This window comes from Archangium sp., assembly GCF_036388035.1.
Classification (GTDB): Bacteria; Myxococcota; Myxococcia; order Myxococcales; family Myxococcaceae; genus Archangium.
Genome location: NZ_DASVSO010000884.1, coordinates 1 through 15,677 on the forward strand (window position 1 = coordinate 1; position 15,677 = coordinate 15,677).

11 protein-coding genes and 2 pseudogenes are annotated in these 15,677 nt (G+C 70.2%); 7 read left to right on the forward strand and 6 right to left on the reverse strand.

Annotated features, from left to right (window positions below; all coding sequences use genetic code 11):
- Both VF697_RS36225 and VF697_RS36230 read left to right on the forward strand, forming a co-directional pair.
- Positions 1–976 (forward strand): annotated as a pseudogene (locus tag VF697_RS36225) (hypothetical protein); the annotation flags it as partial.
- A gap of 80 nt (positions 977–1,056) precedes the next feature.
- A complete protein-coding gene (locus tag VF697_RS36230; RefSeq protein ID WP_331102335.1) occupies positions 1,057–1,911 on the forward strand; it encodes a DUF2911 domain-containing protein in 855 nt (284 codons plus the stop codon).
- 28 nt (positions 1,912–1,939) lie between these two features.
- Here VF697_RS36230 and bshA read toward each other — a convergent pair whose 3' ends face one another.
- From bshA to bshC, 3 genes are read right to left on the reverse strand one after another with little or no spacing between them, the layout of a single operon-like run.
- Positions 1,940–3,106 carry an N-acetyl-alpha-D-glucosaminyl L-malate synthase BshA gene (gene bshA / locus VF697_RS36235; RefSeq protein ID WP_331102337.1) on the reverse strand — a complete coding sequence of 389 codons (1,167 nt, stop codon included), beginning with the start codon at positions 3,104–3,106 and terminating at the stop codon, positions 1,940–1,942.
- Positions 3,103–3,906 (reverse strand): bacillithiol biosynthesis deacetylase BshB1, encoded by an 804-nt coding sequence (gene bshB1 / locus VF697_RS36240; protein WP_331102339.1) that lies wholly within the window; start codon positions 3,904–3,906, stop codon positions 3,103–3,105. The genes bshA and bshB1 overlap by 4 nt, the downstream gene beginning before the upstream one ends.
- The gene (gene bshC / locus VF697_RS36245) at positions 3,903–5,531 is read right to left on the reverse strand and encodes a bacillithiol biosynthesis cysteine-adding enzyme BshC (protein ID WP_331102341.1); all 1,629 of its coding nucleotides are present in this window, start codon (positions 5,529–5,531) and stop codon (positions 3,903–3,905) included. The genes bshB1 and bshC overlap by 4 nt, the downstream gene beginning before the upstream one ends.
- Before the next feature lie 111 nt (positions 5,532–5,642).
- On the opposite strand from bshC, the gene VF697_RS36250 reads away from it, so the two are divergent.
- Genes VF697_RS36250 through VF697_RS36260 form a run of 3 tightly spaced genes read left to right on the forward strand, consistent with a single transcriptional unit; the run spans position 5,643 to position 10,008 of the window.
- The gene (locus VF697_RS36250; protein WP_331102343.1) at positions 5,643–8,129 is read left to right on the forward strand and encodes a PIG-L family deacetylase; all 2,487 of its coding nucleotides are present in this window, start codon (positions 5,643–5,645) and stop codon (positions 8,127–8,129) included.
- Positions 8,126–8,296 (forward strand): hypothetical protein, encoded by a 171-nt coding sequence (locus VF697_RS36255; protein ID WP_331102345.1) that lies wholly within the window; start codon positions 8,126–8,128, stop codon positions 8,294–8,296. The genes VF697_RS36250 and VF697_RS36255 overlap by 4 nt, the downstream gene beginning before the upstream one ends.
- Positions 8,293–10,008 carry a sodium:solute symporter gene (locus VF697_RS36260; protein WP_331102347.1) on the forward strand — a complete coding sequence of 572 codons (1,716 nt, stop codon included), beginning with the start codon at positions 8,293–8,295 and terminating at the stop codon, positions 10,006–10,008. Before VF697_RS36255 ends, VF697_RS36260 begins: the two co-directional genes overlap by 4 nt.
- Before the next feature lie 87 nt (positions 10,009–10,095).
- Here the strand turns inward: VF697_RS36260 and speA are convergent, their stop codons facing one another.
- A complete protein-coding gene (gene speA, locus VF697_RS36265) occupies positions 10,096–12,114 on the reverse strand; it encodes a biosynthetic arginine decarboxylase (RefSeq protein WP_331102348.1) in 2,019 nt (672 codons plus the stop codon).
- Between the two features lie 229 nt (positions 12,115–12,343).
- On the opposite strand from speA, the gene clpX reads away from it, so the two are divergent.
- Positions 12,344–13,417, forward strand: coding sequence for an ATP-dependent Clp protease ATP-binding subunit ClpX (gene clpX, locus VF697_RS36270; protein ID WP_331102350.1), 1,074 nt, complete (start codon positions 12,344–12,346; stop codon positions 13,415–13,417).
- Between the two features lie 9 nt (positions 13,418–13,426).
- Here the strand turns inward: clpX and VF697_RS36275 are convergent, their stop codons facing one another.
- Both VF697_RS36275 and VF697_RS36280 read right to left on the reverse strand, forming a co-directional pair.
- Positions 13,427–14,182, reverse strand: a complete 756-nt coding sequence (locus VF697_RS36275) for a CvpA family protein (protein ID WP_331102352.1) — start codon at positions 14,180–14,182, stop codon at positions 13,427–13,429.
- A 27-nt stretch (positions 14,183–14,209) separates the two neighbouring features.
- Positions 14,210–14,905, reverse strand: a complete 696-nt coding sequence (locus tag VF697_RS36280) for a DnaJ domain-containing protein (RefSeq protein ID WP_331102353.1) — start codon at positions 14,903–14,905, stop codon at positions 14,210–14,212.
- On the opposite strand from VF697_RS36280, the pseudogene VF697_RS36285 reads away from it, so the two are divergent.
- A pseudogene (locus VF697_RS36285) lies at positions 14,895–15,677 on the forward strand (hypothetical protein); the annotation flags it as partial. The gene VF697_RS36280 and the pseudogene VF697_RS36285 sit on opposite strands and share 11 nt — an antisense overlap.

The following is a 15,677-nucleotide window of genomic DNA, read 5'->3' on the forward strand; positions in this document are numbered from 1 at the left end:
CGAGGGCCACAACGTCCGCGTCTCCGTCTACCCCAACCGGCTCGTCGTCCTGTGGATAGAGCGCCCCCGGAAGGAGGAGACCTCGCTGTACGAGCTCGCCCAGGAGCAGGCGGCGCTCGTGGAGGGCCGGGAGCTGTGGGACCTGGAGCCCCTGCGCGGCCTGCCGCCCTGGCTCGCGCCGCTGGGCCCCGAGCGGTGGCTCGTCTACGGCGCCTACCGCATCTCGCGGGGCCGCTCGTCGATGCTCGATGACTCGCGCTCCATGCAGGGGCTCTTCCACGCGCTCGCCGCGGGGACGGAGCCCTCGCTGGAGAAGCTGCCATCGGAGGCCGCGGCGGAGAGCCGGCGGTTGCTCCGGGATGCCTCCGGGGAGACGGAGCACTGGCTCACGTCCACGGGCGGCGCCCGGGTCGAGTTCCTCATCGAGGAGGAGGAGCGCGGACCGCTCGCGAGCGATCGGGACTTCCTCCTCTTCCTGCTCACCATCGGCCAGCGCTACTCGGCCTTCGAGACGAGCCGGCGCATGGCCGAGGTGGAGCAGCGCTACCGCACCTCGCGCTGGCAGAGCCTCCGGCCCGCGCGCAGCGTCCGCTCGGACGTGATGCTCTTCACCAACTCGCTGTGGCACACGCGGGTGAGCGAGGATCCGGACCTCAATGCGCGCTACCTCGCCTGGCACTCGCTTCACGGGCTGCAGGAGACGGTGGAGTCCATGAGGGACCAGGCCTCGGAGCTGGACCAGTACAAGAGGGACCAGTTCGACCGGATGGTGGGCTTCCTGGTGTTCGTCTTCCTGCCGGTGAGCCTCGCGTGCGGCTTCTTCTCCGGCGCGCAGTTCCAGGACATGAGCCCCGCGGTGGGCATTCCCGGGGCCACCACCGGCTGGCTCATCTTCCTCGGCTACACCGCGGCCTTCACGGTGCTCGTCTTCGGCACGGTGTTCCTCGCCCGGGTGATGAGCTGGCGCCGACGCTGAGGTGGGTCGAAAGGCTTGCGGCGGGGGCTCCGGCCTGTAGATTCCGGCCGCTTTCCGCCTTCCTGGAGAGAAAGGACGCAATGAGGACGATGAACAAGCTGCTCGGGTGTGTGGTGTCTGCTCTCGTGGTTCTCGCCGCGCTGCCGGCGTCGGCGCAGCTCGAGCTGCCCGCTCCGAGCCCGTCGGCCAAGGTGATGCAGGACGTGGGACTGACCGAGATCACGGTCGACTATTCCAGCCCGGGGGTGAAGGGGCGCAAGATCTGGGGAGACCTGGTCCCCTTCGAGAAGCCGTGGCGGACCGGCGCCAACGCCTCCACGAAGATCACCTTCAGCAAGGACGTGACCTTCGGCGGGCAGCCGGTTCCGGCGGGCACCTACGCCATCGTCTCCTTCCCCACGGAGAAGGGCTGGACGGTCGCGCTGAACAAGGAGCTCGGCCTGTTCGGCGGCGGCAAGACGTATGACGCCAAGGATGACGTCGTTCGCGTCCCCGCGACCACCGCGGAGATCCCCAACCGCGAGCGCCTGACGTTCCTCTTCTCCAACACCACCGAGGACCAGACCTCGCTGGACCTGGAGTGGGAGAAGCTGCGCGTCTCGGTGCCGATCAAGGTCAACACGGCGGCGCATGCGCAGGCCAACATCGAGTCCACGGTGAACGGCTCCTGGCGCTCCCTGGCCAACGCGGCCCGCTACGTGTCCGAGACGTCGAAGGACCACACCACGGCGCTGAAGTACGCGGACGCCTCGCTCGCCCTCCAGTCGCACTGGTACAACAACTGGATCAAGGCGGAGATCCTGGCGCGCGCGGGCAAGGTCCCCGAGGCCCGCAAGTTCGCCCAGACGTCCTGGGACCTGGGCCAGAAGGACCCGAACTTCTTCTTCAAGGACGCGGTCGCCAAGGCGCTCGCGGACTGGAAGGGCAAGAAGTAGTCACGCGGCGGTTCGCGCCTCCCGCCCCTCAGGGGTGGGAGGTTCCCGCCACGAGCCGCCGGTAGAGGGCCTCGTAGCGGTCGATGGCCGGTGCGAGCTGGAAGTGCGCGAGGACGTGCTCGCGGGCGCGGCGCGAGAAGAGCCGCCAGCGCTCCGGATCCTCGACGAGCGCGAGGGCGTGGTCGGCCATGGCCGAGATGTCGCCCACCGGCGCGAGGTAGCCCGTCTTCCCGTGTTCGACCTGCTCCGGGATGCCCCCGATGTTGCTCGCGACCACCGGAACGCCGCAGCTCAGGGCTTCCAGCGCGGCGAGGCCGAAGCTCTCCTGTTCGCTCGGAAGGAGGAAGACATCCGCCGCGGCGAGCAGCTCGGCGAAGCTCTCCTGCTTGCCGAGGAAGGCCACGCGGTCGTCGAGGCCCAGCTCCCGGAGCTTGCGCTCGGCGGGGGAGCGCTCGGGGCCGTCCCCAATCATCACCAGCCGGCAGGGCCGCCGACGGTGGACCTCGGCGAAGACGGACACCACGTCGCCGATGCGCTTGACCGGCCGGAAGTTGGAGACGTGGATGAGCACGGGCTCGTTCTCCCCCAGGTCGGGGAAGAGCAGGCGCAGGTGGGCCCGGTCGCGCAGGGGGGCGTAGCGCTCCGTGTCGACGAAGTTGGGGATGACGTCGATGGGGCAGGTCTCCGGGGGGATGCCAAAGCCCTCCCAGGTGGCGCGCCGGAGGAACTCCGAGGGCGTGGTCACCGCGTCGCCGCGCAGGATGGAGAAGCGAGTGATGGGCAGGTAGTTGGGGTCGATGCCCACGAGGGTGGTGTCCGTCCCGTGGAGCGTCGTCACGATGCGGGGTGCCTTGTCCCCCAGCACCTCGCGGGCCATCCAGGCCGCCGTGGCGTGGGGCACCGCGTAGTGGACGTGCAGGATGTCCAGGCGCTCGTAGCTGGCGACCTCGATCATCTTGGAGGCGAGCGCCAGCGGGTACGTCCCCGAGTGGAAGAGCGCCGGGTAGTCACTCTCGGTCACCTCGTGGAAGAGCACCTTGCGCGTCAGGCCATGGAGGCGCACCGGCAGGTCACGCGCGATGAAGTGCACACGATGGCCCCGGTCCGCCATCGCCAGGCCGATCTCGGTCGCGATCATCCCGCTGCCGCCAAAGGTGGGAAAGCAGGTGATGGCGAGGTTGAGTCGGTCGGTCATCGGCGTTCGGGGAAGAACAGGGGCCGGGCGAAGCTATTCCGGCGGAAGTGGTCCACCGGATCCGTCAGGCCCAGGGTCTCGGCGAGGACGTAGGGCTCTCCGTGGGCCACGCCGATGCGGGCGCCGTAGAAGGCGTCCCGGGCCTCCAGCGAGGTGAGCGACAGGGGCGAGCCCACCAGGGTCTGCGGACCGTCCGCCCGGGGCTCCACCTGACTCGCGTAACAGCGGATGGCCGCCATCTTCCGCTCGAAGTTCGCCGTCACGTCCACGACGAGGCTCGGCTCGGCGAGGTGGCGCAGGGGGTAGTAGAGCACCTGCCTCGGGGTGAAGGGCACGCTGGGAGGCTCCGTCTCGAACTTGCGGACCGAGGCGAAGAAGAGCGCCCGCGTCACCAAGGTGCTGGTGGCCTCGTGGTCCGGGTGGCGCTCGTGCTGCCACGGGACGAGGACGAGCTCGGGGCGCAGGCGGCGGAGCACCTCGACCACGCGCGCCACGGGAGCCGTCCGCACCCGCTCGGCCTCGGGGGCCTCGAAGCCGGCCCACGGGTTGATCCACCCATCGGGCAGCCCGAGGTTCTCGCGGACCGTGAGTCCCAGCACGCGGGAGGCGGCCTCGGTCTCGGCGGCGCGCGTCTCGGGAGTGCCGCGCGAGCTCTTCTCGCCGCGCGTCAGGTCCACGATGCCGGTGCGGTGGCCGAGGTCGGCCATGCGGGCCAGGAGACCGCCGCAGAAGAGCTCGACGTCGTCGGGGTGGGGACCGAAGGCGAGGACTTCGAGGCCGTAGCCCGGAGTGGAGGTCATGGCTTCAGGTCCTTCAGGTTGCCGGAGAAGGGCTCGCAGGCGTCGAGGACGAGGCGCGTGAAGGCGCGGCTCCCGAAGCGGCTCGCATAGTAGGGCAGCCCGTAGATGCGCTCCTGGGGTGCGCCCTCCGGGACGAGATAGGCCCGCAGGCGGTCCAGGCGCTCGCCCGTCACCTGATCGCGCTGGGCGATGGCGCGGCGGTACCTGGCCACGAAGCGGGAGACGCCTCCGCGCACGGTCTTGTCGGTGCGGGAGATGGCCTTGGCGAAGCTCGGCTCGAAGGTGGCCATGCGCTCGCCGAGGCGGGTGAGCTCGGCGGTGAAGGTGTCCAGGAGGCGGGCCTCGACGGCCTCGGGTGGCTCGAAGGCTTCCCCGGCGCCGCGGGCGGCGAGGCGGGCCAGCAACTCGTCACGCGGCGTGGCCATGTCGTCCGGTGAGAGGCCGAGCTTGTCGAGCAGGCGGCGCGTGCGGTCGTCAATCACCCGGAAGCGGGCGCGCGGCACGGTGAGCGGCATGGGGAGGCCCAGGTGCGCATACAGCGGCGCGAGCTGCGCGAAGTAGGCGATCTCCCCGGGCCCGCCGACGTAGGCCGCCGTGGGGAGCCAGGTGTCCTGGAGGAGCGGGCGCAGCAGGGCCGAGGTCGTGAAGCGCAGCGGCTCGCGGTCGAGCCAGGAGAGGAGCTCGGCCGTCGTCACGGAGGCTCCGTCCGGGTGGCCCACGAGGCTCCAGGTGCCCGGGACGTCCGTGGGGTCGAGGCGGTAGCGCGGGCCCTCGAGGCCGTCCGGCGAAAAGAAGCTGAGCGGCGCGCCGGGGCGGATGTGGACCTGCTCGGAGAAGCCCGCCTCGGCGAGAGCACTGCCTCGTTCAGCGAGGCCGCGGGCGATGGCCGAGGCTTCCTCTATCGCCCGGCGGTGGAGCGGCGCGGCCAGCGGCGCGAGGCTCGGGTCGCGCGGGTCGAGGAACACGAGCCCTTCGTCCGCGAAGAGGGTCGCGAGGACCTCGGCGAAGGCGTCCGCCATCGTCGCCTCGGGACGGTAGGCGCGCTCCAGGAGCCCCAGGTGCTCGTCCGCCTGGGGATGGGTGCCCAGCTCGGCGCGCAGCGCGGCGAGCGCGCCGGTGACGCTCTCGCCCAGGCGGCGGTGGGCGACCGGGGCGCGCGAGGTGGCCGCGTCGGGCAGCCCGAGGGCCACGCGCAGGGGCTCCCCGGCGCAGCGCGGGACGAAGGAGTGGTCGATCTCCGGGAGGTCGTGGTCCTCGGTCTGGAGCCAGAAGACGGGGACGCAGGGCCGCCCTGTCTCCTCGGTGAGTGCGCGGGCGCCGACGATGGCGGAGGCGGCCTTGTAGAGGGTGAAGAGGGGCCCGAGGAAGAGGCCGACTTGCTGGCCCGTCACCACGGCGGTGGTGCCGGGGCGGGCGAGCAGCTCCAGGTTGCGCTCCCGAGCGGGGCTCGGCGCGAGGCGCGCGTTGCGGGCCACGAGCGCGGCATGGAGCGCGGGGGCGAGGGAGCGCGACGCCGCGGCGGCCACTGCCTCGGCGCGGGCGGCCCGGTGGCGGAAGCGATCGGGGAGGAATGCGAGGGCCCGCGGATCGCCGCGAAGCCAGGAGGCGGAGAAGGAGGAGGCCACGGCTCGGGGTGATAACAAGTCCGGGGCACCGGAGCGACGGGGAAGGGGAGGGGCCCGGCATTAGGATTCCTCGCATCCGAGCCGTCTCGTTCCTTGTTAGGGTCCGCCCGAATGCGGAACCTGCTCATCCTCGGAACGGCACTGGTCATGAGCCTCGGAGCCTGGTCGACGGCGCTCGCACAACCTCCCCGGCAGCCCCATGCGGGTGAGCTCGCGGCGGGCATCCGGCGCCTCGGCGTGACGGGAAGCGTGCTCTATGTGGCGGCCCACCCCGACGACGAGAACACGCGGTTCCTGGCCTGGCTGGCCGGAGGCCGGGGTCTTCGTGCGGGCTATCTCTCGATGACTCGCGGGGACGGCGGGCAGAACCTCATCGGGACGGAGCAGGATGAGCTGCTCGGGCTCATCCGCACGCAGGAGCTGCTCGCGGCGCGCCGCATCGACGGCGCCGAGCAGCTGTTCACGCGGGCGAGGGACTTCGGCTACTCGAAGAGCGCCGACGAGACGCTGCGCATCTGGGGCCATGACGAGGTGCTGGCCGATGTCGTGCTCGCCATCCGCCGCTTCCGGCCGGAGGTGATCGTGACGCGCTTCACCACGAAGCCGCCGAATCACGGCCACCACACCGCCTCGGCGCTCCTGGCCGAGGAGGCCTTCGTGGCCGCGGCCGATCCGACGCGCTTCCCCGAGCAGCTCCAGACGCTCCAGCCGTGGAAGGCGGACCGGCTGTTGAACAACGTCTCGACCTGGAACCTGAAGCCGGATGCCGACATGTCGGCCTACCTGAAGGTGGATGTTGGCGGCTACGACCCGCTCCTCGGACGCTCCTGGGGAGAGATCGCGGCGGAGAGCCGCAGCCAGCACAAGAGCCAGGGCTTCGGAGTGCCGGCCGAGCGAGGCACGCTGCTGGAGTACTTCACGCCCCTCGCCGGGACGCGCCCGAAGGCCGACCTCTTCGAGGGGCTCGACTTCTCATGGCGGCGGTGGAGCGGCACGGAGAAGGTCGTCCAGGCCATCGGGGAGGCCTCGAGCGGGTTCGACCCGCGTGCTCCGCACCTCAGCATCCCGGCGCTCCTGCGCGTCCACGAGGCGCTCTCGGCGCTGCCCGATGACAACCCGTGGAAGGCCATCAAGCTGCGCGAGACCGAGGCCCTCGTGGTCGCATGCGCGGGCCTGTTCCTCGAGGTGCGCGCGGCCGAGCCGACGGCCGTTCCGGGCACCCAGGTGGCGTTGAACCTGATGGCGCTGAACCGCTCGCCCGCCGCGCTCCGGCTGGTGAGCGTGACGCTCCCGGGCGGCGAGTCCGTGGCGGCGGGTGCCGACCTGAAGGGGGAGACTCCCTTCAAGCTCTCCAGGCCGGTGACGCTCCCGGAGGATGCGCGGATCTCCACGCCCTACTGGCTCCGCAAGCCCGTGGCGGGTGGCCTCTACACGCTGGACGAGCAGGATCGCGCGCTCGTCGGTCGGCCCGAGGGGGAGCCCGCTCTGGCGGTGACCTTCGTCTATGAGGTGGGCGGCAAGCGCTTGTCCGTGGTCCGGCCGGTGGTCTACGCGTGGACGGATCCGGTGCGCGGCGAGCTCTACCGGGCCTTCGAGGTCGTGCCGGCCGTCACGGCGACGCTCGAACGGGAGGTCCTCATGTTCCCCAACGGCACGGCGCAGTCCGTCCCGGTGGTGCTGGCCGCGGGCCGGGCGGATGCCGCCGGGAAGGTCCGGCTCGAGCTGCCGCCCGGCTGGCGCGCCGAGCCCGCCGAGGTGCCATTCCAGCTCGCCACGCGCGGCGACGAGCGCACCGTGCGCTTCCAGGTCACCCCGGCGAAGGGCTCGGGCGAGCGGGGCCGCCTGCGCGTCGTCGTCGACATGGGGGGCCGCTCCGAGTCGTGGCGCGTCCGCTCGGTGACCCACGAGCACATCCCGCCGCAGGCCGTCCGCCAGCCGTCCGAGGCGACCCTGGTTCCCCTCACCCTGGCTACGAAGGTGCGGCGGCTCGGATACATCCCCGGGCCAGGTGACCGGGTGGCCGAGAGCCTCGCCGCCGTCGGCTATGAGGTGACGCTGCTCCCCGAGGAGCGCCTGGCCTCCGAGAAGCTCGAGCGCTTCGAGGCCATCCTCGTCGGGGTGCGCGCCTTCAACGCCAACCCGCGCCTCGCGCTCCACCGCGAGCGGCTCATGCAGTACGTGGAGAAGGGGGGGCGGCTGCTCGTCCAGTACAACACCAACAGCCGCGTGGGCCCGCTCAACGCTTCCCTCGGCCCCTATCCGCTGGAGATTGGCCGCGAGCGCGTGACGGACGAGACCGCGGCGATGACGCCCGTGGACCCCAAGACGCCGCTGCTGCGCGCCCCCAACCCGCTCACGGCCGCCGACTTCGAGGGATGGGTCCAGGAGCGTGGCCTCTACTTCGCCTCCAAGTGGGACGAGCGCTACCAACCCGTCTTCGCCATGAACGACCCCGGCGAGGAGCCGCTCCGGGGGGGGCTCCTCGTCGCCCGCCACGGCAAGGGAACCTTCGTCTACACGGGCATCGCGTTCTTCCGTCAGCTTCCCGCCGGTGTGCCCGGCGCCTACCGCCTGCTCGCGAACCTCCTCGCCCAATGACCGACGCTTCGAAGCCTCCTGAATCGGGTGCTGGCCCCGCGCCGCGCCCCGAGCTCGACGACGCGCCACCCGTGCTCGGATCCTGGCGCAACATCTACCTCTTCGTGCTGGGCACCCTTGCCCTGCTCATCGCCCTGTTCTGGGCGATCACCCGGGCCTACGCGTGACACTGCTCGACTGGTTGGTCCTCGTTGGGACGACGGCATTCATCGTGGGGTGGGGGCTGTGGAAGACGCGCGGCGGGGGCGGCACCGCCGACAGCTACCTGCGCGGGGGCTACGAGCTGCGCTGGCCCACCATCGGCCTGGCCGTCATGGCCACGCAAGCGAGCGCCATCACCTTCCTCTCCGTTCCCGGTCAGGCGTACGAGGATGGGATGCGCTTCGTGCAGTTCTATTTCGGAATGCCGATCGCGATGGTGATCATCAGCGCCATCTTCATCCCCATCTACTACCGGCTGAACGTCTACACCGCGTACGAGTACCTGGAATCGCGCTTCGACATGAAGACGCGCCTGCTCGGCGCGTTCCTCTTCCTCATCCAGCGCGGGTTGGCCTCGGGCATCACCCTCTACGCTCCGGCCATCATCCTCTCGGCCATCCTCGGCTGGCCGCTCGAGCCGACCATCCTGGGCATGGGCGTGCTCGTCATCCTCTACACGGTGACGGGGGGCTCCAAGGCCGTCAGCCAGACGCAGAAGCAGCAGATGGTGGTGATGCTCGGGGGCATGGTCGTGGCCGCCTTCGTCATCGTGTGGCGATTGCCGGAGCACGTGTCGTTCGGGCAGGCCGTCGATGTCGCCGGAGCGCTCGGCCGCATGAACGTGGTCAGCTTCGACTTCAACCTCCAGGACCGCTACAACATCTGGTCTGGCCTCACGGGCGGCTTCTTCCTGGCGCTGTCGTACTTCGGAACCGACCAATCCCAGGTGGGCCGCTACCTGACGGGCCGTTCCATCACCGAGAGCCGCCTTGGGCTGCTGTTCAACGGTGTCCTGAAGATCCCCATGCAGTTCCTCATCCTCTTCGTGGGGATCCTCGTCTTCGTCTTCTACCAGTTCACCGCGCCGCCGCTGCTCTTCAACCAGCCCCTGCGCGCACGGGTCCAGGCGAGCGCGCAGGCGGACGAGTTCGCGGCGATCGAGGCGAAGTGGACCCAGGTCCAGGCCGACAAGCGTACCGAGGCCGACCGCTACCTGGAGGCGCGCAAGGCGGGGGACGAGACGGCTGTGGCGAGCGCGCGCGAGCGGCTCCAGGCGACCGCCAAGACGGCCGACACGCTCCGCAAGGAGGCCAAGGCCGTGGTGTCTCGGGCCCTGCCGGGCGTCGAGACGAAGGACTCGGACTACATCTTCATCTCGTTTGTGAAGGACTGGATGCCGAGCGGTCTCGTCGGGCTGCTCATCACCGTCATCCTGGCGGCGGCCATGAGCTCGATCGCCGGTGAGCTCAACGCCCTGGGCGCCACGACGACGATCGACTTCTACCGGCGGATCTTCCGCCGTGACGCCTCCGACCACCAGGTGCTCGTCGCCTCCAAGGTGCTCACCGTCTTCTGGGGGCTCGTAGCAATCGGCTTCGCGAGCTTCGCGTCGCTGCTCGACAACCTCATCCAGGCGGTCAACATCCTCGGGTCCATCTTCTACGGGACCGTGCTGGGCATCTTCCTCGTGGCCTTCTTCGTCAAGCACGTCCGAGGCAATGCCGTCTTCTTCGCCGCGCTCATCTCGCAGGCGACGGTGATCGCCCTCTACCTCCTGTCCGGCATCGGCTACCTCTGGTTCAACGTGATTGGGTGCGCGCTGGTCGTCGTGCTGAGCCTGGTCCTCCAGGCCGTCATGCCGGGGCCTCGGGCCGAGCAGCCCGCGCCGTCCGTCTGACCGGTGGGGTCCGAGGAAAGAGAAAGCCCCACGGCACCGGAGGGCGCCGCGGGGCTTCGTTTTACAGCCCTGGCTCGACCGTGAGGCTCAGGCGCCCGTGCCGGTGGGCGGGATGGGGGCCTTGGGGGCGCCCGTCTCCGGCGTCACCAGGCGCAGCTGCTGCCCGTGACCGGCCACGGACGCGGCATCCACCTCGCGCTCCAGGTACGTGTAGCCGGACAGGCCTTCCTCGTACATCCGCAGGAGCTGGCGCGACTCGTCCAGCGACAGGCGGCCGTTGCGCAGCGCCACCTCGGTGGCCCGACGCAGCTTCGCCACGAGGTCGTCCTTGTTGTAGCTCACGTAGTTGAGCACCTCGGTCACCGTATCGCCCTCCACCACGTGGTCGATCAGGTAGCCGCCATTGGGCCCCAGCGACACCTGCACCGCGTGCGTGTCACCGAAGAGGTTGTGCAGATCGCCCAGGATCTCCTGGTACGCGCCCACCAGGAAGATGCCCAGGTAGTAGTCGTCCGTGTTGAGCGGGTGCAGCTCGAGCGCGTCCTTCACCTCGCGCTTGTCGATGAAGTGATCGATCTTCCCGTCCGAGTCGCACGTGATGTCCGCCAGCACCGCGCGGCGCGAGGGCCGCTCATTGAGCCGGTGGATGGGCATGATGGGGAAGAGCTGATCAATCGCCCACGAGTCCGGCAGCGACTGGAACACCGAGAAGTTGCAGAAGTAGGTGTCCGACAGCTGCTTCTCCAGCGCCTCGAGCTCCTCCGGAATCTCCCCGGACTCACGCGCGATCCGCATGATCTTCTGGCAGAGCGCCCAGAAGATGTTCTCGGAGGCCACGCGCTGCTCGAGCGACAGGTGCCCCAGGGAGAAGAGCGTCAGCGTCTCCTCCTTGTAGTCCTGGGCGTCGTGGTAGGCCTCCAGCAGGTTCTTGTTCGTCACCTCTTTGAAGGTGGACAGCAGGTTGCGCACCACCGAGGGCGCCTTCTCGTCCACCTTCTCCGGCACGTTGGCCGGGTCGAACTCGCTGGTGCCCAGCACGTCCACGATGAGCACCGCGTGGTGCGCCACCACCGCGCGGCCCGACTCGGACACGAGGTTGGGGTGGGGCACACCCGCGGCGTCACACGCCTCCATCACCGAGAACACCACGTCGTTGGCGTACTCCTCGGTGGTGTAGTTCATGGACGAGGTGAAGTTCGTCTGCGAGCCGTCGTAGTCCACGCCCAGGCCACCGCCCACGTCCAGGTACTTCAGCGGGGCCCCCAGGCGCGCTACCTCCACGAAGAAGCGGCCCACCTCGCGCAGCGCGTTCTTCACGTTGCGGATGTTGGAGATCTGGCTGCCCAGGTGGAAGTGCAGCAGCTCGAAGGAGGGCAGCAGCCCCGTCTCCTTCATGAAGCCGATGGCGCTCATCAGCTCCGAGGAGGACAGGCCGAACTTGGAGCGGTCTCCGCCCGAAGCCTCCCACTTGCCGGCGCCACGCGTGGACAGCTTCACGCGCACGCCGATGCGCGGGGCAATCCCGATCTTGCGCGCCACCTCGGCGATGAGGGGCAGCTCCGAGGGCTTCTCCACCACCAGGATGACCTTGCGGCCCAGGCGCGAGAAGCGCAGCGCCGTCTCGACGTACTCCTCGTCCTTGTAGCCGTTGCAGATGACGAGCGCGTCCTCCTGGTCCAGCAGCGCCATCACCGCGAGCAGCTCCGGCTTGCTGCCGGCCTCCAGGCCGTAGTTGAACTGCTTGCCCGTCTCGACGATGGTCTCCGCCACGTACCGGTGCTGGTTCACCTTGATGGGGTAAACCCCCTGGTACGCACCCTTGTAGTTGTGGTCCGCGATGGCCTTGCGGAACGCCTGGTTGAGGTGGACCACCCGGTGGCGCAGCACGTCCGTGAAGCGGATGAGCAGCGGCAGGCCGATGCCCCGGCGGCGCACCTCGTCCACCAGCTCCTTCAGGTCCATGTTCGGTGCCGAGGGACCGTCCGGGTGGACGCACACGTGGCCCTTGTCGTTGACGCCGAAGTAGGGCGCGCCCCAGTTGCGGATGCCGTAGGTCTCTTGCGCGTCAGCGAGGGTCCAGCGGTGCGGAGGAGTGATGGGTGGCATCGGCGTTCCTGATCTCCCGGTCAAGTGGTGATGAAGCCGTTCAACAATGAACGGACGCGGAAGTACCGGGAAACCCCTCGCGGTTCAACCCCCTGGTCGCGAAGGGAGCGGCCGAGCGTCTTCCACCGCGCCCCCGCTTCCCTCCGCGATGGGTGGGCTGTCCTCCATCGGATTCCTACCCTTCCCGCTTAGGAGGCTCGGTGGCTGCATGGAGCGAAGGGGAGGGTACATGGAGTCGTCCGCACGCAGGGATTCGCCGCTACTGACACCCAGGGAGATCTACGAGCGACTGGACCGGTTCGTCATCGGGCAGGAGGCGGCCAAGCGAGCCGTGGCCATCGCCGCCCACAACCATCTCAAGCGCGTGCAGGCGCGCCGGATGAGGCGCACCTCGCTGCTCAAGAAGTCCAACATCCTGCTCATCGGGCCCACGGGAAGCGGGAAGACGCACATTGCCCGGAATCTGGCGGAGATCCTCTCCGTCCCGTTCACCACCGTGGACGCCACCGAGTACACGGAGGCCGGCTATTACGGGAAGGACGTGGAGGTGATGGTGGCCGACCTGCTCTTCAAGGCCAACCACTCCGTGGAGGACACCCAGCAGGGCATCATCTTCATCGATGAGGTGGACAAGATCGCCCGGCGCTCGCAGGGAGCGCGCAATGGGGCGGGGAGCCGGGACATCGGCGGCGAGGGCGTGCAGCAGGCGCTCCTCAAGCTGCTGGAGGGTCGCGAGGTCTTCGTCCCGATGAACGTCACGCAGGCGTGGAACCGGGGGGACTTCGTGCCCATCAACACCCGGGACATCCTGTTCATCTGCGCGGGCACGTTCTCGGACCTGCACGAGTACGGCGGCTCGGCCGAGTCGCGGGCCATGGGCTTCGGGGCGCTGGAGCCCCAGAAGCTGCGCCGACGCATCACCACCAAGCAGCTCGTGGACTACGGCATCCTCGCCGAGTTCCTCGGACGCCTGCCGGTGGTGGTGCAGCTCGACCTGCTCGGCGAGCCGGAGCTGCTGCGCGTGCTCACCGAGCCCCCGGACTCCATCATCCGCGAGTTCAAGGAGCTGCTGAGTCTGGACGGCATCGAGCTGGAGTTCGCCGAGGGGGCCCTGCGCGAGGTGGTGCGCTTCTCCGTGGAGAAGGGCTTGGGGGCGCGCGGCCTGCGCTCCATCCTCGAGTACGTCATGGCCGACGTGATGTTCGAGGCACCGGAGCACCGCCGCCGGCAGGTCACGGTGGACGAGGGCTTCGTCCGGGCTCGCCTGGTGGGCCTGGAGCCGGGCGCCCAGCTCGGGCTCTGAGCCCGGGGCTCACTCGTCGCGCTGGGAGGCCCGGGACGCGGCTCCCAGTCGCGCGACGAAGTCCGGGTCCTGCAGGAGCTGGAGCACGAGGTTGCTGCGCAGCACCGCCTGCGTATCACCTCGCTCCAGCGCCTCGCGCAGCTGCTTGTCCGAGAGGGCCCGCTGGAAGCGCGGGTCCTTCTTCAGCGACTTGAAGGCGGGGTTGTTCGCCATGCGCTGGGCCTGCTCGGGGTCCGTCGTCACCTGGGCCACGGCCACCAGGTCCTTCACGGCGGAGAACTGCGTCATCTCGAAGAGGTTGTAGCTGCGCGCCAGCCCGAAGCAGAGCGAGTCCTTGGGGGACAGGCCCATGCGCTTGCCCGCCACGACGATGTGCTGCTCGGCGAAGACGAGCGCGCTGAGCACGACGTAGGTGATGGCCGCCACCTTCACCCCGCCGAACACGAAGCCGATGCCGCCATCCACGCCCCGGTTCTCCGGGTTCTTGCCGCGGAAGAGTCGCCGCAGCAGCGTGGTGAGGGCGTAGCGGACCGCCACCAGCACGACGATGAAGAGCAGCATCGAGCCGGCGACCACGCCGATGAGCAGTGGCACGCCGCCGAGCGCGTCCGCCATCCTCGGCCCCACGAGGGGCCCCAGCTTGCGCGAGACGAACCACGCCACCGCGAGCGCCACCAGGCCGGCGATCTGCCGGGCCCCGCCGGTGATGGCACCCACCACCGCGAACAGCAGCACCAGCCCCAGGATGATCAGGTCGATGGTCATGGACTCTCCCCCGTGGCCGGGCGTCCGTCAGCGAATCTTGAACGCGTCGCCCTGCTTGCGCGCCTCGTCCTGTAGCACCTTCTGGACCTCGGCGAGCTTCTCCTTGTAGCGGGTGTTGGCCGGCTCATAGGTGAGCGCCATCTTCAAGTTGCGCTCGGCCGAGGCCCAGCGGCCCGCGTCGGCGTCCGCCGCGCCCGTCTGGTAGAACTGGCGCCCCTTGGGGTGCACGCCAATCTGCTCCTCCACCTGTCGCTTGGAGGCGGCGCGCGTCTCGGCCTCGGAGTTCTCGGAGAAGCGCAGCTTCTGTGCGCGCTCGGGGCCGGAGATGTTCGCCATGTACTGCCGGCGCTTCGCGTCGTCCCGCAGCACGTAGTAGGCCTCGGTGACGCGCTTGTAGAGCTCGTTGACGCGCTCCTTGAGCTCCTTGTTGTCCAGGTGGAAGTAGCGGTCCGGGTGGTAGGTGCGGCTCTCCCCGTAGAAGGCCTTCTTGATGTCCGAGGGAGAGGCCGTCTTCTCCAGCTTGAGGACCTCGAAGTAGTCCATCTGGTCGAGCTGGGAGCAGCGCTGCCAGAGCTCGGCCATCCGCGCCGGGTCGAGGTCCATGCTCTTGCCGGACGCCGCGGGAGGCGGAGGCGGGGGCTGGACGGCGGCGGGAGGCGGAGGCGGAACGGCGGGAGGCACGCCGGGCCGCACCGGAGCCACGGAGGGTGCGATGGGAGGCACTACCGGAGCCATCGCGGGCACCACCGGCGCGACGGACGGCGCCACGGGCGCGACGGCGGGCATGCTCGGGGGACGCGGGGCACCGGGCGGAGGCGGAGGCTGGACGGCGGCGACGGGCGGCGGCGGCGGACGGACGGCCGCGACTCCGGGCGGAGGAGGCGGCGGTGCGGTGCCCACGGGCGCCACGGCTGGCAGCGGGCTGGTGGGCCGGAGGGCGGGACGCGGCCCGGAGCCCGGCGTGGGAGCCGGGACTGGCGGCGCGACGACGCCGGTGGCGAGCGTTGGCGGCGGAGGGCGGGGCGGCGTGGCCACGGCCGGCGGAGGCGGGGGCACACCCGGCACGGGCGGAGCCGGAGGCACTGCCGGAGCACCGGGCCTGGACGGGCGCGCGGGTGCCACGGCGGGGACTCCCGCGACGGTAGGGCGCGTCCCCGAGGGAGTACCGGGCGGGCGCGCGACCGTGGGCACCCCGGGCGCGGCCGGAGGCATCACCGAACGGACGCCGGAGCCCACGGCCGGAGTCCCGGGTGGCGGAGGGGGACGGGCCGCCGCGGGAGCCGTGGGCGGCGTGGGGACACCGGGCGCGGCCGGACGGACGCCGGAGCCCACCGGAGGCACTCCCACCGGGGTCGGACGCGACGGAGGCTGCGGCGCTCCGGGCACGGGAGGCCGCACGGGCGCCACGGCCGGCGTGGCTCCGGACCCGGGAGAGGCGGGGCGCACGGCGGGCGTGCCGACCGGGGGCGTCGGCCGGGAGTCTGATTCGGGCCGG